Consider the following 23,289-nt stretch of genomic DNA (forward strand, 5'->3'; position numbering starts at 1 on the left):
CGCGGGGAAGAGGCGGGAAGTAGGGGAAGGGGCGCACGGCCGGGCGCAGAAAGTAGGGGAAGGGGCTTTTCCGTGGGTTATGTGCGTTTCCGTGGGAAGTTTCGCGGGGAAGGGTCGGGAAGTAGGGGAAGGGGCGCACGGCCGTGCGTGCAGGAAGTGAGGGAGGGGGTCTTTCCGTGGGTTTTGCGCGTTCCCGTGGGAAATTTCGCGATCTCGTCGCTCGCGGTCACCGCCGGCCACCTCACCTACAACCCGGTCAATCCGCACTCCGACGGCATCGACCTCGACACGGTTGTCGGTTGGCTCGCCGACTCCGGTGAGGAGATCGCCACCGTGGACGACTACGACCACTGGTACCGGCTGTTCTCCGACTCGCTCGCCCACCTACCCGAGATGCAGCGTCGACATTCGTTGATCCTGTTGGTGCACAACTACATCCAGACGATCCCGCCTGTGAACGGCGGTGTCGTGAACGCGCCCCGATTCTTCGAGGCAGTGAGTTGGGCGACGGTGTGAACTGCGACTGCCGGCTACTCCGACGTCCCCACATCACCGCGCCGGTCGTCGCCAACTGCGCGCGTGGACTGCGGACCCTCGGCGTCATCCGAGTGTGATCGGACTCGCTGCCTCCCGGGCCGGACACTCGCCCCCGGACGCGGGGTGATGAAGTGAAGGTATGAACGACGACATTCGCGAAGACACGACGACGGCGTCGACAGTTGCCGAACCGCGCGATCCCCTCGAGGCGTTCGGTGTAGGTGCCCTGCGACTCGAGGACGACGTCGTCGTCGCGGAGCAGCAACTCGGACCGCGCTTTGCGGACCATCGTGGCCTCATCGACCTTCCCGCGTACGCAGTTCTCCTCGACCACATCGGTGGGATTCCATATCACCGCGAAACCCGGTCGCCGAGTATGCAGGCTCGCCTGAACTTCTCGACTGTCGGGCGTCCGACATTGACCGAACGGCTCGTCGGCACAGCGCAACTGCTGATGCACGACGCCAGGGTCGGCGTCACGGAGATCCGCATCGGCGACGGCACCACCAACTACTGCGTCGGCACTGCGCGCAACGTCGCCGTCGGCCGTGCGATACCGGATGATTTCGACGACGCCGAGCTCGCCCACGAGATTCCGGCCGCCGAAACGCTCGACGTGCCGCTGGCACAAGCGATTCCCCCCCGACCTCGACGGAGAGACGATCATTGCGCAGATCGTGAGCGGGCAGCGCGAACGCGGCCCGCTCGCGGAACTGCTCAACGCGCGGATCGACCCCGCAGGCCCTTCGACGGGCCTGCGCCTCGTCGTGGACACGCAGGCCTGGATGGGCAACATGTTCGGGACGATGCACGGCGGAGTGATCGCCACGATCGTGGGTGTGGCGTGCTCGTTCGCCGGGCAGCGACAGACGCACGCGGGTCAGGACTACCGCGTCGGCGACCTGTCGGTGGCGTTCTTCCGCTCACCGCCGGTCGACGGCAGCCGCGTGAGCGTCGACGTCGAGGCGGTGAAGGTGGGGCGTCGAATCGCGAGTTTCTCGGCGCGGATGACCGGCCCCGACGGAACACTGCTCGCCGAAGGTGCGGCCGACATCCACTTCGGCTGACGTGCACCACCCGGGGGTGATGAGAGGTCGCTAGGCGGGTCGCTCTCAGGGTCGCTACGCGACGGAGATACCTAGATGTGCGGCGAACTGGTCGGCCAGCGCAACGGCCTGTTGAGTGGTGATGGTTGCGCCCGACAGTCCGCCGAGGTTGCGCACCACGTTGACCCGCAGATCACGGAGATCGACGTTGGTGAGTGTCGCTCGGCGAACGTCGAGGGCGTTCACCGAGCTGTCCTCGAACGAGATCCGGGTCAGATGGGCCTCGGAGACATCGAGCTCGTCGATGACACACGATCGAAAGAGCACGTCGCGCGCCTCGTTCCCGCTGAGATTGACGAATCCGAGCTTGCAGTTCTCGATGACCACCGACCGCATGCGTCCACCGAACAGGTCGAGCGCGCCGATCCTGCTGTTCTCGATACGGACGTTGTGCAGAGTCGACCGCGGTGCGAACACACGCGCGCTGCTGACGGCGTCGAGACGGGTGTCGACGGCACGTAGTCCGGTGAGGTCGGCGTCGTCGAGTGAACTACGCACCACCTCGCATCCGGTGAGGGAGACGTCGCCGAAATCGGTGCCGGACAGGTCCGCGTCGGCGATCAGTGCCGATTCGATCGCGTCGCCCGCGGCAATCGATCCCGCGTCGAAGGGATCAAGCGTGGACTTCGGTACCGGGCTGATCCTGGGTGCGCGAATACTCATCGCCCGAGAGCCTACGCGCACGCCACGACGAGCCCGGGCTGCATCTCAACGGTAAAACAAGCAAGCGTGATTGCTTTTTATCCGTCGGTGTGTGACGCTACTGACATGTCGATCGTGACGGATCTCGTGGCCGATCTGGCCGCCGAAGGTGAAGAGCTCGACGCGCTGGTCGCCCCTCTCGACGAGGGCGGATGGCGCACCGCAACGCCCGCAGAGGGGTGGAGCGTCGCTCACCAGATCGCCCACCTGTACTGGACGGACAAGGTTGCGCTCCTCTCCGCGACCGACCCCGAGGCATTCGCCGAGGTCGTTGCGGAGGCAATGCGCAACATCGACGGGTTCACCGACGTGACGGCGGCGGAAGGGGCGGCACGGCCGAAGGCCGAGCTGATCGACGACTGGCGTGCAGCGCGTGCCGAACTGGCGAGGGCATTGGTCGATGTCCCAGAGGGCGCGAAGCTCCCGTGGTTCGGACCGCCGATGTCGGCGGCGTCGATGGCCACAGCACGCATGATGGAGACCTGGGCGCACGGCCTCGACATCGCCGACGCGCTCGGGGTCGAGCTCGCGCCGACCGACCGTATCCGGCACGTCGCCCACATCGGCGTGCGCACGCGCGACTTCGCCTACGTGGTCAACGGGATGACCCCGCCCCAACGCCCCTTTCGTATCGAGCTCACCGCCCCCTCCGGGCAGATGTGGACGTGGGGTCCCGACGATCCGGCGGCGGTCGACGGAACAGTGCGCGGCTCGGCCGTCGACTTCTGCCGACTCGTCACCCAGCGTCGGGCCCTCGCCGATCTCGACCTCGAACTCGACGGCGAGTCGGTGCGCGAATGGTCCTCGATCGCACAGTGTTTCGCCGGTCCGCCCGGATCGGGACGAGCGCCGCGAAACACGGGTACCCGCGCTTTGTGACCCGTGTGCGAGAACGCGATCACCTTCCACCGTCGACCATCGGAGTAGCGATGACATCCACCACACCCGCACGTTCGGATCGACCCGTACGCATCGGCAACGCTTCCGGTTTCTATGGTGACCGCTTCAGCGCTATGCGGGAGATGCTCGAGGGCGGTGAACTCGACTACCTCACCGGTGATTACCTCGCCGAGCTCACCATGCTCATCCTCGGCAGGGACAGGCTGAAGGATCCGGCGCTCGGCTACGCCAAGACCTTCCTGCGCCAGATGGAGGACTGTCTCGGACTCGCCATCGACAAGGGCGTACGCATTGTCAGCAACGCGGGCGGCCTCAACCCGCACGGCCTCGCGGTCGCGCTTCGTGAGCTCGCCGACAAGCTCGGAATCGACGCATCCGTCGCCTTCGTCGACGGTGACGATCTCGTCGACCGGGCGGACGAGCTCGGACTCGGCACACCCCTGACGGCGAACGCGTACCTCGGTGCCTTCGGGATCAAGTCGGCTCTCGACTCCGGTGCCGACGTCGTGGTGACCGGACGAATCACCGACGCCTCGCTGACCGTCGGACCTGCCGCGAGCGCATTCGACTGGGGCTACACCGATCTCGATGCTCTCGCGGGTGCGGTCGTCGCGGGCCACGTGATCGAATGCGGAGCCCAGGCAACTGGCGGAAACTACGCATTCTTCACCGATCTGCCCCGTATGGGCCACCTCGGATTCCCGATCGCCGAGGTCGCATCCGACGGTACGTCGGTGATCACCAAGCACCCCGACACCGGGGGCGCGGTGACGGTCGGCACGGTGACCGCGCAACTGCTCTACGAGGTCGGCGGTCCGCGCTACCTCGGACCAGACGTGACCACGCGTCTGGACACCATCACGCTGAGCGCCGACGGCGACGACCGGGTGGCCATCAGCGGTGTCAGGGGAGAGGCTCCGCCCGAGACCGTGAAGGTCTCGCTCAACCATCTCGCGGGTACACGCAACGAGATCACCGTTGCGCTCACCGGACTCGACATCGAGAAGAAGGCCGAGCTCTTCCGCGAACAGTTCCGTGCCGAATTGCGCACCACGCCTCAGGAAATGAGCTGGGAGCTCTCCCGCATGGAGCGTGCCGACGCCGAGACCGAAGAGCAGGCGACCGCGCTGTTGCGGTGCGTGGCGCGCGATCCCGATCCGAAGAAGGTCGGACGTGCATTCAGCAACACCGCGGTCGAACTCGCATTGGCAACGTTCCCCGGCTTCCACATGCTCGCGCCGCCCGGAAACGGCTCGCCCTACGGCGTTTTCGAACCCGGCTATGTCGACGCCTCGCGCGTGGAGCATCGCGTCTCCTTCGCCGACGGGGTCACCGAGAGCGTCGAGCCGAGTCCGCTGCGCGCCGAGGTGGCGCCGGATCAACCCGAACAACGCAGCGTCGTCGAGAGCTCCGATCCCGGTCCGACCGCGTCGGCACCGCTCGGACTGGTGGCCGGGGCACGCAGCGGCGACAAGGGCGGCAGCGCCAACATCGGTGTGTGGGTGCGCAATCCGGAGCACTTCGACTGGCTCGACGCGACGCTCGACGTCGATCTGATCAAGAAGCTGCTGCCCGAGATCGCCGACCTTGAGGTCAAGCGGTACCGGCTCCCCAACCTGTCGGCGCTGAACTTCGTGATCGAGGGCGTACTCGGTCGCGGCGTGGCCGACAATGTGCGCTTCGATCCGCAGGCCAAGGGCATGGGGGAGTGGCTGCGATCGCGGCCGATACCCATCCCGGTGAGCTTCGTCGCCGAGCAGTCGTCCGGGTCCGCGACGGACCGATCATCCGACTCGTCAGAGAGGAACTGAACTGTGCCGCTGGTAGACCCGCAATGGGAGACCCCGGAGCGTCGTGCGCTGCGTGACACCGTCCGTGGTTTCGTCGAACGGCATGTCCTGCCCTACCAGGACGAGTGGGAACGTGAAGGGCTCATCCCACGCGAATTGCACCGCGAGGCAGCAAAGCTCGGCTTGTTCGGGCTAGGTGTCGACGAGTCTGTCGGTGGTAGCGGAGGCGACCTCATCGACGTGTCGATCCTCGGCGAGGAGTTCCACTACGCAGGCGGTGCCGGAGGCGTGTTCGCCTCGCTGTTCACCCACGGGATCGCGCTGCCCCACCTGATCGCCGCCGGCGACCCCGACCAGATCGACCGCTGGGTGCGGCCGACCCTGGCCGGGGAGAAGATCGGCAGCCTCGCCATCACCGAGCCCGGCGGCGGGAGCGACGTCGGACATCTGACGACGCGCGCCGAGCGTGACGGCGACGAGTATGTCGTCAACGGGGCCAAGACCTACATCACCTCGGCGGTACGCGCCGACTTCGTCGTCACCGCCGTGCGTACCGGCGGGCCGGGCGCGTCGGGCGTCTCGCTGCTCGTGATCGAGAAGGACACACCGGGATTCACCGTCGCACGCAAACTCGACAAGATGGGGTGGCGCAGCTCGGACACCGCTGAACTGTCGTTCGTCGACGTACGAGTACCGGCGAGCAACATCGTGGGCGCCGAGAATTCAGGGTTCGCCCAGATCGCAGCGGCTTTCGTGACGGAACGATCCGGGCTGGCCGTGCAGGCGTACGCCAGCGCGCAACGCTGCCTCGACCTCACCCTCGCCTGGACACGCGACCGGGAGACCTTCGGCAAGCCATTGGCTGCCCGTCAGTCGGTGCAGGACACCCTGACCGACATGGCTCGTCGTATCGACGTGGCACGAACCTATGCGCGCGGCGTCGTCACCAGGAAGGTCACTTCCGGAGACGATCTCATCGCCGAGGTGTGCTTTGCCAAGAACACCGCCGTCGAGACCGGGGAGTGGGTGGCCGACAAGGCTGTTCAGCTCTTCGGCGGACTCGGCTACATGACCGGCACCGAGGTCGAGCGGCAGTATCGGGACATGCGCATCCTCGGAATCGGGGGCGGCACCACCGAGATCCTGAGCGGTCTCGCCGCGAAACGACTCGGCTACATCGCACAGGGGAGCACACGATGACGGCATTGCGCTCGACGATCGATCCGACGAGCGCGGAGTTCACCGCAGCACGGGACTCGATGGTGGAGAAGCTCGATCATCTGCAGGGCGAGCTCGACAAAGCACTCGCAGGCGGAGGTGAGAAGTACGTCGAGCGTCACCGCAAGCGCGGCAAGATGACCGCACGTGAACGCATCGAACTCCTACTCGACGAAGACTCCGACTTCCTCGAGCTGTGTCCGCTCGCGGCGTACGGCTCGGACTTCCACGTCGGGGCGTCGGTCGTCGTCGGCATCGGTGTGGTCGAAGGCGTCGAGTGCCTGGTCGTCGCGAGCGACCCCACGGTCAAGGGCGGCACGTCGAATCCCTGGACGTTGCGCAAGACGCTGCGCGCCAACGACATCGCGCTGCAGAATCGACTCCCGGTGATCTCGCTCGTCGAGTCCGGCGGGGCGGACCTGCCCACGCAGAAGGAGGTGTTCGTCCCCGGCGGACGCATGTTCCGCGACCTCACGCGTCTGTCTGCAGCAGGCATCCCCACCATCGCGCTGGTGTTCGGCAACTCGACCGCCGGCGGCGCGTACATCCCCGGAATGAGCGACCACGTGGTCATGATCGACGGACGCTCCAAGGTGTTCCTCGGCGGTCCGCCGCTGGTGAAGATGGCCACGGGCGAGGAGAGTGACGACGAGTCGCTCGGCGGAGCCCAGATGCACGCGCGCACATCAGGTCTCGCCGACTACTACGCCGCCGACGAGCAGGACGCCATCCGCATCGGGCGGCGCATCGTGTCGCGTCTGAACTGGCGCAAGGAGGGCGGGGCGCCCCGCGCCGAGGTGCGCGAACCGCGGTACGACCAGGAAGAGCTACTCGGTATCGTTCCCTCCGACCTCAAGATCCCGTTCAACCCGCGTGACGTGATCGCGCGGGTCGTCGACGACAGTGACTTCGACGAGTTCAAACCGGAGTACGGCAACTCGCTGTGCACGGGCTGGGCCGAGATCCACGGGTACCCGATCGGAATCCTCGCCAATGCGCAGGGCGTGCTCTTCAGCCAGGAAGCCCAGAAGGCGACACAGTTCATCGAACTCGCCAACCGATCCAACACCCCACTGTTGTTCCTGCACAACACGACCGGCTACATGGTCGGTAAGGAGTACGAACAGAAGGGCATCATCAAACACGGCGCGATGATGATCAATGCGGTATCGAACTCGAAGGTGCCCCATTTGTCGGTGCTCGTCGGCGCCAGTTACGGTGCCGGACACTACGGCATGTGCGGGCGCGCCTACGACCCCCGCTTCCTGTTCGCGTGGCCCAGCGCCAAATCGGCGGTGATGGGTGCGGCCCAACTCGCAGGCGTCATCTCGATCGTGTCGCGTGCAGCCACCGAGGCACGCGGCGGAACGGTCGACGAGGCGGCAGATGCCGGGATGCGGCAGATGATCGAAGCGCAGATCGAAGCCGAGTCGGTACCGGCGTTTCTGTCGGGCATGCTCTACGACGACGGTGTGATCGACCCGCGGGACACGAGAACCATTCTGGGACTCTGCTTGTCGGCGATCCATAACGGACCGGTCGAGGGGACGTCGAGCTTCGGCGTCTTCCGGATGTGAGGTGTGAGATGACCGAAACCCCTACACAGGGGATCACGTCGGTGCTCGTCGCCAATCGCGGCGAGATCGCCCGACGCGTGTTCGCGACCTGCCGGGACATGGGTCTTGCGACCGTCGCCGTGTACTCCGACCCGGATGCCGACGCGCCCCACGTTTCAGCAGCCGATGTCGCGGTGGCGCTGCCGGGTTCGACATCGGCGGAGACCTATCTCCGCGGCGACGCCATCATCGCGGCAGCCCAGCGTTCGGGCGCCGACGCCATCCATCCCGGCTACGGATTCCTCTCGGAGAACGCGGAGTTCGCACAGGCGGTCATCGACGCCGGACTCACGTGGATCGGTCCGCCGCCCGCGGCGATCGACGCGATGGGCTCGAAGCTCAACGCCAAGAAGCTCATGGCCGACGCCGGGGTGCCGGTGCTCGGTGACATCGATCCCGCAGCGGTCACGGAGACCGACCTTCCGCTGCTGATCAAGGCGTCGGCCGGCGGTGGCGGCCGCGGCATGCGGATCGTCCGGTCGCTCGACGAACTCGCCGACCAGGTTGCCGCGGCCGAACGCGAGGCCGCATCGGCATTCGGCGATCCGACAGTGTTCTGCGAGCCGTATGTCGAACGCGGCCATCACATCGAGGTGCAGGTGATGGCGGATAGGCACGGTGAGGTGTGGGCTGTGGGAGAACGCGAGTGCTCCATCCAGCGCCGTCACCAGAAGGTGATCGAGGAGGCGCCTGCACCACTCGTCGAACGCATCGGCGGTGATCTCCGGGAGCGCCTGTACGACGCCGCACGTCGTGCGGTGTCGGCCATCGACTACACCGGCGCGGGCACCGTCGAGTTCCTCGCCGACGAGTCCGGCCGGTTCTACTTCCTCGAGACCAACACCCGGTTGCAGGTGGAGCATCCGGTCACCGAGTTGACCACCGGCACCGACCTCGTCGCGTGGCAGTTGCGTGTGGCCATGGGCGAACACCTCGACGTGGCCGAACCGTCGACGTCCGGGCACTCGATCGAGGTGCGTCTCTACGCCGAGAATCCGGCTGCGGGCTGGCAGCCCCAGTCGGGGACGATGCACCGCATCGACGTCGACGCTGCGACGCATTTCGGACCACTCGACCGGCCCGGGGTCCGAGTGGATGCGGGCATCGAATCCGGTTCGGAGATCTCGACGTTCTACGACCCGATGCTCGCGAAGGTGATCAGCTGGGCGCCCACGCGTGAGCGTGCTGCCGCGATGCTCGCCAGGACGTTGTCCGACGCCACGCTGCACGGTCCCGTCACCAACCGCGACATGCTGGTGAACACGCTGCGCGAGCAGACGTTCCGCAGTGGCCGCACCGACACCGGCTATCTCGATGAGATAGGCCTCGACGTCTTGTCCGCGCCGCTGGCCGACGACGCGACGGTGACACTTGCCGCGGTGGCCGCGACGATGGCGGAGGTGGCTGCCAACCGTCTCGGCGCCCGGGTGCAGCGGACCCTGCCCGCAGGGTGGCGAAACATGGCCTCCCAGTATGCGCAGAAGACGTTCCTGGCCGACGATGACATCGACCATGTCGTGCGGTATCAGTGTGGCCGCGGTAAGAGCGTCGAGCTGCCCGATGTCGCCGACACCGAAGTGGTGACGGTGGGCACGGAGCAGGTCGTTCTGTGCCACAGGGGAATCCGGCGCACGTTCGACGTGGCGCGGTACGGCGACGACGTCTACGTCGACACGGCCGGAGCTTCGGTGCACTTCCGTCGTCCACCGCGTTTCGTCGATCCCAGCGCTGTCGCCCGACCGGGTTCGCTGCTCGCACCGATGCCCGGCTCGGTCATCCGCGTGGCGGTGACCGAGGGTGACAGCGTGACCGCCGGACAACCGTTGATCTGGCTCGAAGCGATGAAGATGGAACACACCGTGTCGGCCCCGGCCGACGGCGTGGTGAGCATGCTGGCCGTCGAACCGGGACAGCAACTCGCCGTCGGCGATGTACTCGCCGTCATCGCCGAGGACGACGCAGCCGTATCCGACGCCCACACCGATACCGAAACTCCTCAGGAGGCATCAGCATGAGCTTCGTCGAAACAGCCGAACGGGCCGACCTGCGTGCGTCGGTGGCAGCACTCGCCGAGAAGTACGGGCAGGACTACTTCCGCGAATGCGCACGAGAGGGCCGCAAGACCGACGAATTATGGACCGAGGCAGGAAAACTCGGATTCATCGGAGTCAACCTTCCCGAGGCGTATGGCGGCGGGGGAGCGGGCATGTACGAGCTCGCGATCGTGATGGAGGAGATCGCCGCGGCCGGTACCGGGCTGCTGATGCTGGTGGTCTCGCCTGCCATCTGTGGCAACGTCATCGCACGGTTCGGCACCGACGAGCAGAAGAATCGCTGGCTGCCGGGCCTGGCCGACGGGTCGATCACCATGGCCTTCGGCATCACCGAACCCGACGCCGGATCCAATTCGCACCAGATCACGACGACGGCCGCGCGCGATGGCTCGGACTGGGTTCTCAACGGCCGCAAGGTCTACATCTCCGGCGTCGATCAGGCCGACGCCGTGCTCATCGTCGGGCGTACCGAGGACGCGAAGACGGGCAAGTTACGCCCGGCGTTGTTCATCGTCCCCACGGATGCGCCCGGGTTCGAGTACAAGATGATCGAGATGGAACTGGTCAACCCGGAGAAGCAGTTCCAGCTCTACCTCGACGACGTTCGCCTGCCCGCAGATGCTCTGGTCGGTTCGCCCGACGCCGCGCTGAGCCAACTCTTCGCTGGACTCAACCCCGAGCGCATCATGGCCGCGGCGTCTGCGGTGGGTATGGGACGTTTCGCGCTCGGCAAGGCGGTCGACTACGTGAAGGAGCGCACGGTCTGGAAGACACCGATCGGTGCACATCAGGCCATCGCGCATCCGTTGGCGCAGGGCAAGATCGAACTCGAGATGGCGAAACTCATGATGCAGAAGGCCGCGACCCTCTATGACGCGGGCGACGACTGGGGCGCTGCCGAGCCTGCCAACATGGCCAAGTACGCGGCGGCCGAGGCGTGTGTGAAGATCGTCGATCAGGCAGTCCAGTCGCTCGGTGGCAACGGTCTGACCACCGAATACGGTGTGGCTCCGCTACTGGCGCTCTCGCGGATCGCGCGCGTCGCGCCGGTGAGCCGCGAGATGGTGCTCAACTTCGTCGCCCAGACAAGCCTTGGTCTGCCGAAGTCGTACTGAGCGAACACCCGATGTCACCGTTCGACGAATACCGCGACAGCGCAAGGAGATTCTCCGATGAGTACACCTGCTGACACCGAGGTCGTCCACTCTGCCGTGGATGCGGGCGTGATGACCCTGACGCTCGATTCTCCCCGGAACCGCAACGCACTCAGCAGGGCGCTCGTCGGTCAGCTGACGGCTGGTCTGGAGCGTGCCGCGGCAGACGACGGGATACGCGCGGTGGTGTTGACGCACGCCGGTACAACCTTCTGCGCGGGTGCCGATCTCGGGGAGGCGCTCAAGCGCGGTGCCTCCCCGGATGAGGCATCCGCCGAGGCGACGGCGTCGATGCTCGACCTGATGCGCACGATCCTCGAACTGCCCAAGCCGGTGATCGCCGTGGTCGACGGCAACGTCAGGGCGGGGGGATTCGGCCTCATCGGTGCCGCCGACATCGCACTGGCGGGACCCCACAGCACGTTCGCGTTGACCGAATCGCGACTCGGGCTGGCGCCGTCGATGATCTCGCTGGTCCTGCTGCCCAAGATGACCGCGCGAAGTGCCGGTCGGTACTTCGTCTCCGGCGAGACCTTCGACGCGGCGGTGGCCGCGTCGATCGGTGTGATCACCGAGGCGGCAGACGGTTCCGACGAACTCGGCAAGACGCTCGACGGCATACTCGACGGCGTCCGGCGTGCGTCACCAGTGGGTCTTGCGGCGTCGAAAGAACTGACCACAGCGGGTATTCGCGAGGAGTTCGATCGCGCTGCGCAACGCCGTGCGCAGGAGTCCGCAGCACTGTTCGCCGGGCCGGATGCGCAAGCCGGAATGGCTGCGTTCCTGTCCAAGAGCCGTCCGCCGTGGGACCTGACAGCGGCGCGTGACGCATGACCACCTCGCGCGCGGCGGCCAATCGCGAGCCGCAGCAGGAACGTTCACGACAGACACGTGAGCGTCTGCTGCGCTCGGCCATACAGGTCCTGGCACACGAGGGATGGGCATCGGCGACGGTGGCAGCCGTTGCCCAGCGGGCAGGGGTGTCCCGCGGCGCCGCGCAGCACCACTTCCCGACCCGGGAGGCGCTCATCTCGTCAACGCTCGAGCAGATCTTCGACGATCTCACGCTCAACGCCGACACGCTGGTTCAGCCCGACGTAAACGACCCACGACGTGTGCGCATGGCGGTCGAGCGCGCGGTGAGTATCTACACCGGCACCGAGTTCAAAGCGTCACTACAGGTCTGGGCAGCGGCGGCGTCGGATCCGGCACTGCGGGAACTCATTCTGCCGATGGAAGCCAGGTTCGCGCGAGCCGCACATCGGGTGACGGTGGCAGCGCTCGACCCCGACGGCTCCAACCCGCGCGCCCACCGGGTCGCACAGGTGACGCTCGACCTCGCGCGCGGTCTCGGACTCGCCGACACGTTGTCGGACGATTCCCGCCGTCGCGCGCAGGTTCTCGACACCTGGGTCGAGATGGTGTCCGACGCGCTCGCCGCCGGTTCCGAGACCGACTGACCCTACGGGCGGGGATAGGACGTCTGGTTGTCGCGATGTCCCGACCCGCGAGTGCCCAACCAGTAAACCCCCGCCGACATCGCCGCCATGCCGACGACGACCACGATCACCGCGATGGTCATCGACAGATATCCCTGCTCGCGCGGATCGATGAACGGGTAGGGGTACCAGTCGACGAACGGACCCCTCGACAGCGTGTAGACGCCGTACAGCAACGGAAGCAGCAGCCACGTCAGCCATGAGCCCACGGGCAGCGCCCGGGGCCGGAAGACCGCCCAGTCGATCAGCAACACCAGCGGCATCAGCCTGTGAAGCACGGTGTTGGTCCACTCGTCGTTCAGATTCACGTCGATACCCGCCAGGAGCAGCGCGTAGACGATCGCCGTGATCAGCATCGCGGTCGTGACGGCGCCGCGGCACCACTGCCACCACGCTGCAGCAGGAGCGAACAACGCACCGACGACGAGCACGATCACCGCACCGATGTTGGACAGGATGGTGAAGTAGCTGAAGTAGTTGGCAAAGTCGAAGCCGTCGGACGCCGTGACCGGCACGTAGACGATCGCTGCCGCGCCGATCGCGGCGAACACCACTCGAAGGACACGGACCCACCACTGACGATCGCCTCTGGACACCCTCGCATTCTGCCAAGTGGGCTCGACGAGCTGTGCCGCGCCGCTCGCGCGGCTAGATTCGTAGTCCATGATTCGCAACGTGGTGATGGGACGGTTGCGGCCCGCGGACGGTGAGGCAGCGCTACGCGACCGACGACAGCTCGACGAGGGGCTGGCCGGGATAGCCGCACTCCGCCTGCCCGGATTGCTGTCGAACCGGATCGGTCTCGACCTCGGCCTCCGGGAGGGCGGGTGGAGTTTCGCGATCACCAACGACTGGGTCGACGCCGATGCATACCGCACCTACGATCTCGACCCGGAACACAACCGTTTTCGCGCAATGGTCGTCGAGGTGTGCGAGCAGGTCGCGCGCGTGCAGTTCGAGGCCTGCTCGTCATCGGAAGTGTGGCTGCCTGGTTCATCCCCAGCGGGGCCGTGACGCGGTCTCGACAACGATGGCGGGTGAGGTCGGCTGACGAGCGGTGAACGGACGGGCGATCAGACGATCCAGCGTTCAGCGACGACGCGAGCCGTGGCGAGGGGATCGACGCGATGCCCGACGGACTCCGGAACGCGGACGAGTTCTGCCGAGTCGAGTTCATCGGCGACACGCGGTGCCGCAGCCTCCAGCAGCGGGAACGTCTCCGCTCCCAACAGGACCGTTGTCGGTGTTCGCACGGCACACATCTCCGCAGTCGGGTCTGACAGGTCCCGCGCGATGGTGGCGTCGTAGACGACCGACTGTGCGATGGCGACCAGTCCGTCGAACATCGGGCTGGATCGAATCTGCTCGACGATCTCCTTCGGCAGCCCCACGCCCTCGAGTTGGAACGTTGTCACGGCCTCACCGCGGTGACCGTCGTCGACGAGTTGCTGTAACCGTTCAGGGAGGGTGGGATCGGGTTCGCCCATCCCGAATCGGAAGGGTGGTTCGGACAGGAAGAGATGCTCGATCGACACCCCGCGCGATGCCGCGAACAGAGCCACTATCGCGCCCGACGAGTGTCCGAGCACCGCGGCACGGCCCCCGGCAGCCTCGATGACCGCCGCGAGATCCTCGACCTCGCGCTCGGGAACATACGGACGGGTGTCGCCGCTCTCGCCGCGAGCCCGCCGGTCGTAGACCACGCCGGTGAACCCCTGGCCGGCGAGGGCATCGGCGATACCCCGTGCGTCGGATGCCGTGGACATCGCTCCGTTGACCACGACGACCACGGGCCCGGTCCCCACGGTGCCGCATGCGATCGGCGTTCCGTCTGCGGACCTGACCAGCTTCATACCGCAATTCAAGCACCCCGGAGCGCCGCTTGACCTGAAGTCGACTTGAAGTCCTAGCGTCGCTACGACCGACAACGAGAGAAAGGTGTGTGCCGATGCCGCTGCCCAACCAATTCCTGGTCCGAGTCTCCGACACCGCCATGGCGGTCGCGTTCTACCGGGAACTCTTCGGCGCCGAGGCCACGATGCTCAGCGACCGGTACGCGATCTTCGAACTCGGGGACGGCGTGGTGCTGGCCCTGTGGAGCGAGAAGGCGGGCGAACTGTCTCGAGACGGGTTGGCGCGCTTCGAGATCGGAATCCTCGTCGACGACGACGCGCAGACACGTGCACTGCACGAGGAGTGGGTGGGCAAGGGTGTAGAGATTGTCGAACCTCCGCGTGAGGAGGTCTTCGGACTGACGTTCGTCGCGCAGGATCTCGACGGCAACCGCATTCGCGTGGCGCCTGCCGATCACTGATCGGCTCAGCCGCGGTCGACGTCGAGCAGGTACTCGCGCAGGCGTTCTCGATGTGAGGCGACCCAACGCACCCCGATGCGATGTGAGAAGTACCAGATCGCAGCAGTGACGAGCACGGCAAGGCTCACGCACAGTGCGAACTCGCCGTCGGACAGGGTTGCACTCCACGTCTGCCTGCGCAGCAGACGCCAGAGGCCCACCGGCACGAGCACGATCAGGCCGAACGCCACCGGGTATGCCGCGTAGGGCACGACCAGCAGGACGATCCAGCGCACCACCACCTGCCAGATCCGGTGCCGGTTCCGCCACCGCCAGCGCAGTGACCGCTGATGGTAGGGGAACACGATCCCGACGAGACTGCTCATCGCCAGCGCACCGAAGGGGACCACCGCAACCGCGACGATCACCTCGGTCACGAAGCGCCAGTGCGTGTGGGTGGTGAGCGCGATCGCGACGGCGATCGCCGTGCACGCGGGTCCGACGAGCAACCAGACACCGAGCGTCTTCGCGCGTAACAGACTCGTCAACGCTGCCGGGTCATCGAGTGCTGCCAGTGCCCGATCACGGTCGGGCGTCAGGATGTTGGTGGCGCAGACGTCGGCATACATCCATCCGGCGAGCGCGTAGGGCAGACCTTCGGGGCCGGTGAAGGTGAAGAACCACGATCGGGGCACCAGATACCAGAGCAGCAATACCAGAACGGCGTTGAATGCGAGCACACCCAGCGTGTCCGCGGGACGCCGCACGATGCGCGCGAGCTCGGCGCGGACCGCGGCGCGCGTGGTGGGGCTGACCACCTGCATGCGGTGAGGATAATCGCTTCGCGACGACCGGGGCGCCATCGTGACATGGAACGGCCCGGATGCGAGGAATTCCATCGCATCCGGGCCGAGTCTGGGAGACAGGTGTGATCAGGAGTCGTGGATGATCACACCGCGGATGTTCTTGCCGTCGCGCAGATCCTGGTAGCCCTCATTGACCTGCTCGAGTGTGTAGGTCTGGGTGACCAGTTCGTCGAGCTTGAGCTGACCTGCGTCGTACAGACGCAGCAGGCGGATGATGTCGTACTGCGGGTTGGCCGACCCGAAGAGTGAACCCTTGATGGTCTTCTCGTTGAGGGTCAGGTCGATGCCCGGCCAGTGGACCGTGAACTTCGCCGGACTCGACAGGCCGACGATCACCACCTGGCCGCCCTTGCCGACGGACCCGATCGCCGCGGATACGACGTCCTCGTCGACGGTGCCGACGGTCACGATCGCGGCGTCTGCGCCCTGGCCCCAGGACAGTTCGGTGATCTTCTCCTGCGCCTCTGCTGCCGATGCGAAGGCGTGTGTGGCGCCGAACTTCACGGCGGTGTCGCGCTTGAACGCCACCGGGTCGACGACGACGACATATTTTGCTCCGGCGTGCACCGCGCCCTGGACGGCGTTGATACCGATACCGCCGATGCCGTAGATGACCACGATGTCGCCCGCGCGGACGTTGCCGGAGTAGACCGCTGACCCCCAGCCGGTCGGCACGCCGCACCCGACGAGCACCGCCTTGTCGAGCGGCAGCCAATCGTCGACCTTGACCACGGAGTGCTGGCTGATGGTCGCGCGTTCGCTGAACGTGCCGAGCATGCACATCCCGCCGAAGTCCTGCCCGTTGCCGTGGAAGCGGAAGGTCCCGTCGGGAAGCATGCCCTCGAGGATGGTTGCGCCCATGTCGCACAGCGACTGTCGGCCCGTCGAGCAGTAGCGGCAGGTTCCGCAGTTGGGGATGAACGAACAGACCACGTGGTCGCCGGGCTTGACCTTCGTCACGCCGGGACCGATCTCCTCGATGATTCCCGATCCCTCATGCCCGCCGACCATCGGATAGCGCGGCGGCAGGTCGCCGTCGGTGAGGTGCAGGTCGGAGTGGCACAGACCCGCGGCGGTGTACTTGATCAGCACCTCGCCTTCCTTGGGTCCGTCGAGGTCGAGTTCCATGATCTCGAACGGCTTGCCCTCGCCCATCAGAACTGCGGCTTTGGTTTTCATGGTCGTGTCTCCTTGATCGTGCGATTGTTGTGTTGTGTTGCGCTACTGCGGGATACGCTCACAGCGCGACGTTGACGGCCTTGGTCTGGGTGTAGAGTTCGATGGCCGACTGGCCCAGTTCGCGTCCCCACCCGGACTGCTTGTAGCCCCCGAACGGCATGGCGGTGTCGAAGCCGTTGTACTGATTGACCCACACCGAACCCGCCTTGAGTTGGCGAGCGGTCTTGTGTGCTTTCGACAGGTCTGTGGTCCAGATGCCTGCGGCGAGGCCGTAGATCGAATCGTTGGCTGCAGCAGCCACACCGGTGTCGGCATCGAAGGGCAGCGCCGCGACGACGGGTCCGAAGATCTCCTCACGGACGATGGAGAAATCGGGTTCGACGTCGACGAAGACGGTGGGTTCGATGAAGAATCCCTCGTCGCCCCAACGCTTTCCGCCGGTCAGAGCGCGGGCGCCGTCGGCCAGCCCCGCGGCGAGATAGCCCGATACCCGGTCGAACTGCTCCTGGCTGACCAGTGGGCCGAGTTCGGTTGTGGGGTCGAGTCCCGGCCCGATCTTGGCTTTCGACGCCGCGTCGGCGACTGCGGCTGTGAAGTCGTCGAAGATGGGTCGCTCGACGAACAGGCGCGTACCCGCCACGCAGCACTGACCGTGGTTGAACATCCACGCCGCGACCGAACCCGCGACGGCCTGCTCGAAATCGGCATCGGCGAAGACGATGTTGGGGCTCTTGCCGCCGAGTTCGAGTGAGACCTTCTTGAGGTTGCCCTTCGACGCCTCGACGATCTTCTTGCCGACCTCGGTGGAGCCGGTGAACGCGATCTTGTCGACGTCGTCATGGGCTGCGAGTGCCGCACCGGCGTCGCCGAAGCCGGTGACGATGTTGACCACGCCGGGTGGGAAGCCCGCTTCGCAGAAGACCTCCCCGAGCAGTAGCGCGGTCAGTGGGGTCTGCTCTGCGGGCTTGAGGATCACGGTGTTGCCGGCGGCCAGCGCGGGAGCCAACTTGAACGACGCCATCAGGAGCGGGAAGTTCCACGGCACGATCAGGCCGCACACCCCGACGGGCTCACGCAATGTGTAGGCGTGGAACTCGCCGCCAGGTACGAAGGGCATCGACACGTCGACGGTGCTGCCGGTGATCTTGGTGGCCAGACCCGCGTTGTAGCGGAAGATGTCTGCCGACCATGCGGTGTCGACGGCGGTCGCGATCGTGGCGGCCTTGCCGTTGTCGAGGGCCTCGAGCTGACCGAACTCCTCGGCGCGCTCGGTCAGGATGTCACCGACCCGCCAGAGCAGACGCTCGCGCTCGTTGGGCTTCATCCGCGACCACGGGCCGTCGTCGAACGCCTCGCGTGCTGCTCGCACCGCGCGGTCGATGTCGGTGCCGTCGCCTCTGGCGACCGAGGTGAGTGTGCGTCCGTTGGCCGGATCGATGGTCTCGAAGGTCTGGCCGGACGCGGCGAACACCCAGTCGCCACCGATCAACATCGGTCGGTCGGTGGAGATGAAGTCCCGGACCTTGGTTGCGAGTTCGGGTGCGACAGCCGTCATGTAGTCCTCCTGCGAGAGCGTCGAGTCGTTGCGGCCCGCACGACGAAGTGATCTGGGTCATAGATGCGGACCTATCTATAGTTCTGCCATCACCGCGGTGCGGTGAACTGTCCAGAAACTGGACACCGGCCCTGAACACGGCAGCCGCCCGCTCGACGAGGCCTGACTAGATCCCCAGCGCGCGGATGCGGGCATACAGGGTGGTCCGGCTGATGCCGAGGTCGCGCGCCGCGTGCACCTTGTTTCCGCAGTGGCGTTCGAGTGCTTCGAGAATGGCGCCGCGCTCGGCCTGCTCGCGTCCGGACAGATGTGCGGCACGACTAGTCGTGCGGTACTCGGCAGGCAGATCCTTCGGTTCGATCGCACGTGCGGCGCGTGCCTCACAGGAACGCACGGCGCGCCGCAGCACCGAGCGCAGTTCGACGAGGTTGCCCGGCCACTCCTGGCACACGAGGGCCTCGAGCGTCGCCGCGCTGACCGAACACACGGTGGGCGAATCGATCTCGACGAGCATCTCGTCGAGCACGGTCGACAACTCGGGCGTTCGATGGCGAAGCGCCGGCACGTCGACTCTGCTGGTGCAGCGTGCCAGCAGTGCCGCGACCGCTGTCCGTGCCTGGTCGGGTGGTCCGGAGACGAGGACGAGCGGTTCGGCCTCGGTGGCCAGTCGGCACGCGGTGGCCAGCAATGTGATCGATCGCTCGTCGAGCAGGTCGACGCCGTCGACGATCAGCGGCACGGACCGTCGCCGCGCGCTCCCGATCAGCGCGCCGACATCCGGTTGTTCGCCGGTGATCAGTAGTTCGGCGACGTCGGCGACCGCTGCGTCGTCACCGGCGAGGCTTCGCGCCAGTGTGCTCCGCCCGGTTCCGGGCTCGCCGGTGATCGCGGTCGTCGCCGCCCTCGTCGGCAGCACGCCCGGGTGTGACGGTCGGTGCGCCGTCGTCGTTCGGTGCCTCGCCGTAGTGCCGGGGCGCAGTCCGAACAGTGCCGCTCCACGAGCCCCGGCGATCGGTGTGGCGAGCACCTCGACGTCGATACCGGACGCGAGAGTCAGCGGCAGAGTGGTCTCCCGCAGGTAGGGGTCGGCGGCAACGGCACGCAGCGCCGCGATGTCGGTCGGTGAGAGAAGCTCGGCGGCACGGGAATTGGTGAGCTGGAGATCGTCGCTGATGGCCGCCACGGCGACGTCGCGGCGTGGTGCCGCGCGCTGGAAGGCATCGAGCACACGGCGCTGCTGGGCGCGAGAGCGGTCGAGGAGCCTGTCGGCGATGTCGTTGACGATCGTCGTCACCAGCGGCACGGCGAGCGGGTTCATCCTGTCGGCGATCTCGGTCATGCACAGGGTGCCGGTGAGTCGACGCGTCGCGGGATGGATGATCGGTGCGCCGAAACAACTGAGCGACTTGAACTGCTCGAGGTAGTGCTCACGCCCATTGACGGCGAGTCCCCGTCTGATCTCGGCGGGCGTGCCCAGCGCCGTGGTGCCCACGGCCTCCTCGCCGAGGTCGGCACCGGGTGCTGCGCCCATCTTGTCGAGTGCCCGTTCGACCGTCGAACCGAGAGCCACCCGCGAGACCATGCGGCATTCGTGGTCGACGAGCAGCAGCGACGTTCCGGTGTCGGCGAGTCGTCGGGCTGCGTCATCGAGAACCGGGCGCGCGGCGTCGAGGAGGGCGTCGGAACGCGTGGTGTCGTCGACGGGATCGGGAAGCGGACTGTCGGGCTGCAGCCCGGACAACGCCGATCGACGCCACGACTGCGCTATCACCGCTCGCTGTGGCGCGCTCTCCGATGAGGCCAATTGTGTGTCGATGATCACAGAATCATACCGAATCGGTACGTGCGACAGGGAGTGCATTCGCCCCTTGGCCGTTGCCTGCCGAGACCTACCGGTGGTCCGTTCATTACGGTGGGGCGATGGGGACACGGGCACGTGACGACGAAGAGGCCACCGACCTGCGCACATTCCACCCGTCCTGCGGGCCGGTCGTCGGGGTCGTGGACGGGCCGGTCGTACGCGCGTGGGCAATTCCGTACGCGCATGCCGATCGATTCGCGGCCCCGGAACGGGTGGCGCCCTGGACGGCCCCACTGTGTAATGACGAGCCCGCACCCGCATGCCCGCAACTGCCGAGTCCACTCGTGGCGGCGATGCTCGGCGGACCGCCCACAGCCCTCGTCGCCGACGAGGACTGTCAGCGGTTGACCATCACCCGACCTTCCGTTGAGAATGATTCGCCGCTGCCGGTCATGGTGTGGGTCCACGGCGGCTCATACGTGCTCGGCGCCGGCGACGAACCCCACCACGATCCGACCGTGCTGGTCGCCGAACAGAATGTGATCGTCGTCGCCGTCACCTTTCGGCTCGGGGTGCTCGGATTCCTGGGCGATGGTTCGGCGCAGCGGCCCGCGAATCTTGGCCTGCTCGATCTCATCGCCGCACTCGACTGGGTACACGAGAACATCGAGGCGTTCGGCGGGGATCCCGGTCAGGTCACGTGCGTCGGCCAGTCCGCGGGCGCCGATGCTGTGTCGCATCTGATGGCCGTGCCGAACGCCACACGCCGCTTTCGCCGTGCGATCCTGCAGAGTGCGCCCTTCGGTATCAGGTGGAACCGCAGCGCGATGGTCAGTGGAATGTTCGCCCACACAGCGGGATTCGATGCACATACCTCGCTCCGTGACATGCTCGCGACGCAACAGAAACTGATCGTCGACGGCCCGCGACACGGACTGACCGGCGCCATGCCGTTCGGCGTGCAGTACGGGATGGAGCCGCTGCCCGCAGAATCCGACGTCGAGGAGGCATGGGCGGCAACGGCGTCGGACATCGATCTCCTCGTCGGCTGCAACCGCGACGAGATCGAGTTCTTCGTGCCGGGCGTGCCCATCGCCGAGACGGCCTCACACTTCCCCGTCCTGGGTAGACCGATCCGACGCGTGGTCACGTCGGCGATCACCCGCAAGGTGTATTCGGCGCCGACTGCGGACTTTGCCCGCAAACACGCTGCGGCGGGTGGGAACGTCGTGGACTACCGGCTGCACTGGCATGCGCCGGGTAATCCACTCGGGGCCGCGCACTGTATCGAATTGCCACTGCTGTTCGGCATCGAAGAGCAGTGGGAGGGAGCGCAATTGCTCCAGGGTGCGACGTGGGAGCAGGTCGAGGAGGCCGGACGCGTGCTGCGTGACATCTGGGGCCGATTTCTGCGCGGCGTGGACCTCGGCGAGCGTGAGCCCCGCGAGGCTCGATCGGTGCTGCGGTATCGGCGGGTGTCCGCGTGACCGGTGGACGACGGGTGCCCGCCCACCGGTCACGATGTCGGCTGGTCAGCAGTAGACGGACTTGAGATTCTGATAGGCGGCCAGCCCCTCCGGACCCAGCTCGCGGCCCATGCCACTGTGCTTGACTCCGCCGAAGGGGGCGACCGGATCGGGGATGTACCGGTTGATTCCGATGGTTCCGGTCCGGACGGCTGCGGCTACGGCGCGTGCTCGATCTTCGTTCGAACTCCACACGGTGCCACCGAGGCCGAACTCCGAGTCGTTCGCGATGGCGACGGCGTCGGCATCGTCCTCGTAGCCGATCACGGTGAGCACCGGGCCGAAGATCTCTTCGCGCGCGATCGTCGCGGAGTTGTCCAGACCGGCGAAGACCGTCGGTTGTACGAACCATCCGGCGTCCACCCCGCTCGGGCGTCCTCCACCTGTGGTGATTCGGCCGCCCTCGGCCCTGCCCTTGCTGATGTAGCCCTCGACCCGCTCGCGGTGCCGCTCGCTGGCCATCGGGCCGATCTGTGTCGTCGCGTCCAGTGAGTCGCCGATCTGCATCGACGAGGCGAAAGCGGTCAACACGTCGACCACCTCGTCGTAGCGCGATCGAGGCGCCAACACGCGGGTGCCCAGGAAGCAGGTCTGTCCGTTGTTGGCCAGGGTTGCGACGAACAGTTCGTTGCCGATGGTCGCCAGGTCGAGTTCCGCGTCGTCGAGGACGATGGTCGCCGACTTGCCGCCGAGTTCGAGGGTGACCGGTCGGAGTAACCGACCGCATGTCTCGGCGATCGACGTGCCGGCAGCGGTGGAGCCGGTGAAGGCCACCTTGTCGATGTCGGGGTGCGAGACGAGGTACGCACCCACCTCGCGCCCCCCGGGCACGATGTTGATGACTCCTGCGGGTAATCCCGCGGCCTCTGCCGCCTCGGCGAGCAGGTGCGAATCGAGCACCGTCTCGGGCGAGGGCTTGATCACCAGCGTGCAGCCGGCGGCGAGCGCCGGGGCGAACTTGAACGCGGCCAGTGTCTGAGGAAAGTTCCACGGGACGATCGCCCCGACCACGCCTATCGGTTCGCGGCGCACGTCGACCTTGCCACCGAACATGCCGTCGCGGACATCGGGGCCCTGCGCCTCGACGAGGTCGGCGTAGTAGCGCAACAGGGTTGCCGGGTACACGGCTTCCAGTTGTGCGGCAACACCGATGGGCATTCCGTTCTGCGCCGACACCAGGGTCGCGAAATCATCTTTGCGAGCGTCGATTTCGTCGGCGAAGCGCCTCAGGTGTGCGGCGCGCTGTGCTGCCGGCAGCCCCGACCAGATACGTGGGTCGTCGAATGCGGCGCGAGCCGCGCGCACGGCGGCGTCGATGTCGCCCGCGGTGCCGTCGGGGACCGCTCCGATGGGGTCGCCCGTGTTCGGGGAGATCACGGTGATCTGTCCCGTGCCCTGCGGCACAACCCATTCGCCGCCGATGAACAACGAATCGAGTGGCTTGTCGCCCGTGGGCAAGGTGTTCTGCGTCGTCGCGGTACTCATGGTGGACT

General features: G+C 66.5%; 21 protein-coding genes. 13 read left to right on the forward strand and 8 right to left on the reverse strand.

From position 1 onward, the window contains the following. The first annotated feature begins 195 nt into the window (after window positions 1-195). Both GOOTI_RS00550 and GOOTI_RS26570 read left to right on the forward strand, forming a co-directional pair. Complete coding sequence (locus GOOTI_RS00550; protein ID WP_039993006.1) at window positions 196-516, forward strand: hypothetical protein; 321 nt, start codon at window positions 196-198, stop codon at window positions 514-516. A 698-nt stretch (window positions 517-1,214) separates the two neighbouring features. After that, on the forward strand, window positions 1,215-1,604 hold the full coding sequence (locus GOOTI_RS26570; protein WP_233425386.1) for a PaaI family thioesterase: 390 nt from the start codon (window positions 1,215-1,217) through the stop codon (window positions 1,602-1,604). Window positions 1,605-1,658: 54 nt separating this feature from the next. Here the strand turns inward: GOOTI_RS26570 and GOOTI_RS00560 are convergent, their stop codons facing one another. Beyond that, window positions 1,659-2,306, reverse strand: a complete 648-nt coding sequence (locus tag GOOTI_RS00560) for a pentapeptide repeat-containing protein (protein WP_007236600.1) — start codon at window positions 2,304-2,306, stop codon at window positions 1,659-1,661. Window positions 2,307-2,411: 105 nt separating this feature from the next. Between GOOTI_RS00560 and GOOTI_RS00565 the strand changes: the two genes are divergently transcribed. Genes GOOTI_RS00565 through GOOTI_RS00600 form a run of 8 tightly spaced genes read left to right on the forward strand, consistent with a single transcriptional unit; the run spans window position 2,412 to window position 12,537 of the window. Continuing rightward, window positions 2,412-3,224 (forward strand): TIGR03084 family metal-binding protein, encoded by an 813-nt coding sequence (locus tag GOOTI_RS00565; RefSeq protein WP_039993007.1) that lies wholly within the window; start codon window positions 2,412-2,414, stop codon window positions 3,222-3,224. 50 nt (window positions 3,225-3,274) lie between these two features. Further along, window positions 3,275-5,056, forward strand: coding sequence for an acyclic terpene utilization AtuA family protein (locus GOOTI_RS00570; RefSeq protein ID WP_007236602.1), 1,782 nt, complete (start codon window positions 3,275-3,277; stop codon window positions 5,054-5,056). Between the two features lie 3 nt (window positions 5,057-5,059). Then, window positions 5,060-6,235 carry an acyl-CoA dehydrogenase family protein gene (locus GOOTI_RS00575; RefSeq protein ID WP_007236603.1) on the forward strand — a complete coding sequence of 392 codons (1,176 nt, stop codon included), beginning with the start codon at window positions 5,060-5,062 and terminating at the stop codon, window positions 6,233-6,235. Further along, a complete protein-coding gene (locus tag GOOTI_RS00580) occupies window positions 6,232-7,830 on the forward strand; it encodes an acyl-CoA carboxylase subunit beta (protein WP_007236604.1) in 1,599 nt (532 codons plus the stop codon). Before GOOTI_RS00575 ends, GOOTI_RS00580 begins: the two co-directional genes overlap by 4 nt. 8 nt (window positions 7,831-7,838) lie before the next feature. After that, the gene (locus tag GOOTI_RS00585) at window positions 7,839-9,884 is read left to right on the forward strand and encodes an ATP-binding protein (RefSeq protein ID WP_007236605.1); all 2,046 of its coding nucleotides are present in this window, start codon (window positions 7,839-7,841) and stop codon (window positions 9,882-9,884) included. After that, a complete protein-coding gene (locus tag GOOTI_RS00590) occupies window positions 9,881-11,038 on the forward strand; it encodes an acyl-CoA dehydrogenase family protein (RefSeq protein ID WP_007236606.1) in 1,158 nt (385 codons plus the stop codon). The genes GOOTI_RS00585 and GOOTI_RS00590 overlap by 4 nt, the downstream gene beginning before the upstream one ends. 57 nt (window positions 11,039-11,095) lie before the next feature. After that, a complete protein-coding gene (locus GOOTI_RS00595; RefSeq protein ID WP_007236607.1) occupies window positions 11,096-11,911 on the forward strand; it encodes an enoyl-CoA hydratase family protein in 816 nt (271 codons plus the stop codon). Beyond that, entirely contained in the window at window positions 11,908-12,537 is a 630-nt protein-coding gene (locus tag GOOTI_RS00600; RefSeq protein WP_007236608.1) for a TetR/AcrR family transcriptional regulator, read from the forward strand. Before GOOTI_RS00595 ends, GOOTI_RS00600 begins: the two co-directional genes overlap by 4 nt. A gap of 2 nt (window positions 12,538-12,539) precedes the next feature. Here GOOTI_RS00600 and GOOTI_RS00605 read toward each other — a convergent pair whose 3' ends face one another. After that, a complete protein-coding gene (locus tag GOOTI_RS00605; RefSeq protein WP_007236609.1) occupies window positions 12,540-13,127 on the reverse strand; it encodes a Pr6Pr family membrane protein in 588 nt (195 codons plus the stop codon). Between the two features lie 112 nt (window positions 13,128-13,239). Here GOOTI_RS00605 and GOOTI_RS00610 point away from each other — a divergent pair, with 112 nt between their 5' ends. After that, window positions 13,240-13,590: a Dabb family protein gene (locus GOOTI_RS00610; RefSeq protein WP_007236610.1), complete on the forward strand. Its 351-nt coding sequence runs from the start codon at window positions 13,240-13,242 to the stop codon at window positions 13,588-13,590. 59 nt (window positions 13,591-13,649) lie between these two features. Here the strand turns inward: GOOTI_RS00610 and GOOTI_RS00615 are convergent, their stop codons facing one another. Then, entirely contained in the window at window positions 13,650-14,429 is a 780-nt protein-coding gene (locus tag GOOTI_RS00615; RefSeq protein ID WP_007236611.1) for an alpha/beta fold hydrolase, read from the reverse strand. A gap of 95 nt (window positions 14,430-14,524) precedes the next feature. Here GOOTI_RS00615 and GOOTI_RS00620 point away from each other — a divergent pair, with 95 nt between their 5' ends. Beyond that, window positions 14,525-14,890, forward strand: coding sequence for a VOC family protein (locus tag GOOTI_RS00620; RefSeq protein ID WP_007236612.1), 366 nt, complete (start codon window positions 14,525-14,527; stop codon window positions 14,888-14,890). 5 nt (window positions 14,891-14,895) lie between these two features. On the opposite strand, the gene GOOTI_RS00625 is transcribed toward GOOTI_RS00620, so the two are convergent. The 4 genes from GOOTI_RS00625 to GOOTI_RS00640 form a co-directional block, all read right to left on the reverse strand. Continuing rightward, window positions 14,896-15,693 carry a hypothetical protein gene (locus tag GOOTI_RS00625; RefSeq protein WP_174299100.1) on the reverse strand — a complete coding sequence of 266 codons (798 nt, stop codon included), beginning with the start codon at window positions 15,691-15,693 and terminating at the stop codon, window positions 14,896-14,898. A 108-nt stretch (window positions 15,694-15,801) separates the two neighbouring features. Further along, entirely contained in the window at window positions 15,802-16,914 is a 1,113-nt protein-coding gene (locus GOOTI_RS00630; RefSeq protein ID WP_007236614.1) for an NDMA-dependent alcohol dehydrogenase, read from the reverse strand. A 58-nt stretch (window positions 16,915-16,972) separates the two neighbouring features. Next, window positions 16,973-18,469, reverse strand: coding sequence for an aldehyde dehydrogenase family protein (locus GOOTI_RS00635; RefSeq protein ID WP_007236615.1), 1,497 nt, complete (start codon window positions 18,467-18,469; stop codon window positions 16,973-16,975). Window positions 18,470-18,635: 166 nt separating this feature from the next. Next, window positions 18,636-20,291, reverse strand: coding sequence for a sigma-54-dependent Fis family transcriptional regulator (locus tag GOOTI_RS00640; protein WP_007236616.1), 1,656 nt, complete (start codon window positions 20,289-20,291; stop codon window positions 18,636-18,638). 98 nt (window positions 20,292-20,389) lie between these two features. On the opposite strand from GOOTI_RS00640, the gene GOOTI_RS00645 reads away from it, so the two are divergent. Further along, window positions 20,390-21,757: a carboxylesterase family protein gene (locus GOOTI_RS00645; RefSeq protein ID WP_007236617.1), complete on the forward strand. Its 1,368-nt coding sequence runs from the start codon at window positions 20,390-20,392 to the stop codon at window positions 21,755-21,757. A 45-nt stretch (window positions 21,758-21,802) separates the two neighbouring features. On the opposite strand, the gene GOOTI_RS00650 is transcribed toward GOOTI_RS00645, so the two are convergent. Beyond that, window positions 21,803-23,281, reverse strand: a complete 1,479-nt coding sequence (locus GOOTI_RS00650) for an aldehyde dehydrogenase (RefSeq protein ID WP_007236618.1) — start codon at window positions 23,279-23,281, stop codon at window positions 21,803-21,805. Window positions 23,282-23,289 lie beyond the last annotated feature (8 nt).

It is taken from the genome of Gordonia otitidis NBRC 100426 (genome assembly GCF_000248075.1).
GTDB lineage: Bacteria > Actinomycetota > Actinomycetes > Mycobacteriales > Mycobacteriaceae > Gordonia > Gordonia otitidis.

Bases quoted from the DNA above. Each gene is read 5' to 3' on its own strand.
- GOOTI_RS00560 (WP_007236600.1), bottom strand. From the start codon at position 2,306: ATGAGTATTCGCGCACCCAGGATCAGCCCGGTACCGAAGTCCACGCTT.
- GOOTI_RS00565 (WP_039993007.1), top strand. From the start codon at position 2,412: ATGTCGATCGTGACGGATCTCGTGGCCGATCTGGCCGCCGAAGGTGAA.
- GOOTI_RS00570 (WP_007236602.1), top strand. From the start codon at position 3,275: ATGACATCCACCACACCCGCACGTTCGGATCGACCCGTACGCATCGGC.
- GOOTI_RS00580 (WP_007236604.1), top strand. From the start codon at position 6,232: ATGACGGCATTGCGCTCGACGATCGATCCGACGAGCGCGGAGTTCACC.
- GOOTI_RS00585 (WP_007236605.1), top strand. From the start codon at position 7,839: ATGACCGAAACCCCTACACAGGGGATCACGTCGGTGCTCGTCGCCAAT.
- GOOTI_RS00590 (WP_007236606.1), top strand. From the start codon at position 9,881: ATGAGCTTCGTCGAAACAGCCGAACGGGCCGACCTGCGTGCGTCGGTG.
- GOOTI_RS00595 (WP_007236607.1), top strand. From the start codon at position 11,096: ATGAGTACACCTGCTGACACCGAGGTCGTCCACTCTGCCGTGGATGCG.
- GOOTI_RS00600 (WP_007236608.1), top strand. From the start codon at position 11,908: ATGACCACCTCGCGCGCGGCGGCCAATCGCGAGCCGCAGCAGGAACGT.
- GOOTI_RS00610 (WP_007236610.1), top strand. From the start codon at position 13,240: ATGATTCGCAACGTGGTGATGGGACGGTTGCGGCCCGCGGACGGTGAG.
- GOOTI_RS00615 (WP_007236611.1), bottom strand. From the start codon at position 14,429: ATGAAGCTGGTCAGGTCCGCAGACGGAACGCCGATCGCATGCGGCACC.
- GOOTI_RS00620 (WP_007236612.1), top strand. From the start codon at position 14,525: ATGCCGCTGCCCAACCAATTCCTGGTCCGAGTCTCCGACACCGCCATG.
- GOOTI_RS00625 (WP_174299100.1), bottom strand. From the start codon at position 15,693: ATGCAGGTGGTCAGCCCCACCACGCGCGCCGCGGTCCGCGCCGAGCTC.
- GOOTI_RS00630 (WP_007236614.1), bottom strand. From the start codon at position 16,914: ATGAAAACCAAAGCCGCAGTTCTGATGGGCGAGGGCAAGCCGTTCGAG.
- GOOTI_RS00635 (WP_007236615.1), bottom strand. From the start codon at position 18,469: ATGACGGCTGTCGCACCCGAACTCGCAACCAAGGTCCGGGACTTCATC.
- GOOTI_RS00645 (WP_007236617.1), top strand. From the start codon at position 20,390: ATGGGGACACGGGCACGTGACGACGAAGAGGCCACCGACCTGCGCACA.
- GOOTI_RS00650 (WP_007236618.1), bottom strand. From the start codon at position 23,281: ATGAGTACCGCGACGACGCAGAACACCTTGCCCACGGGCGACAAGCCA.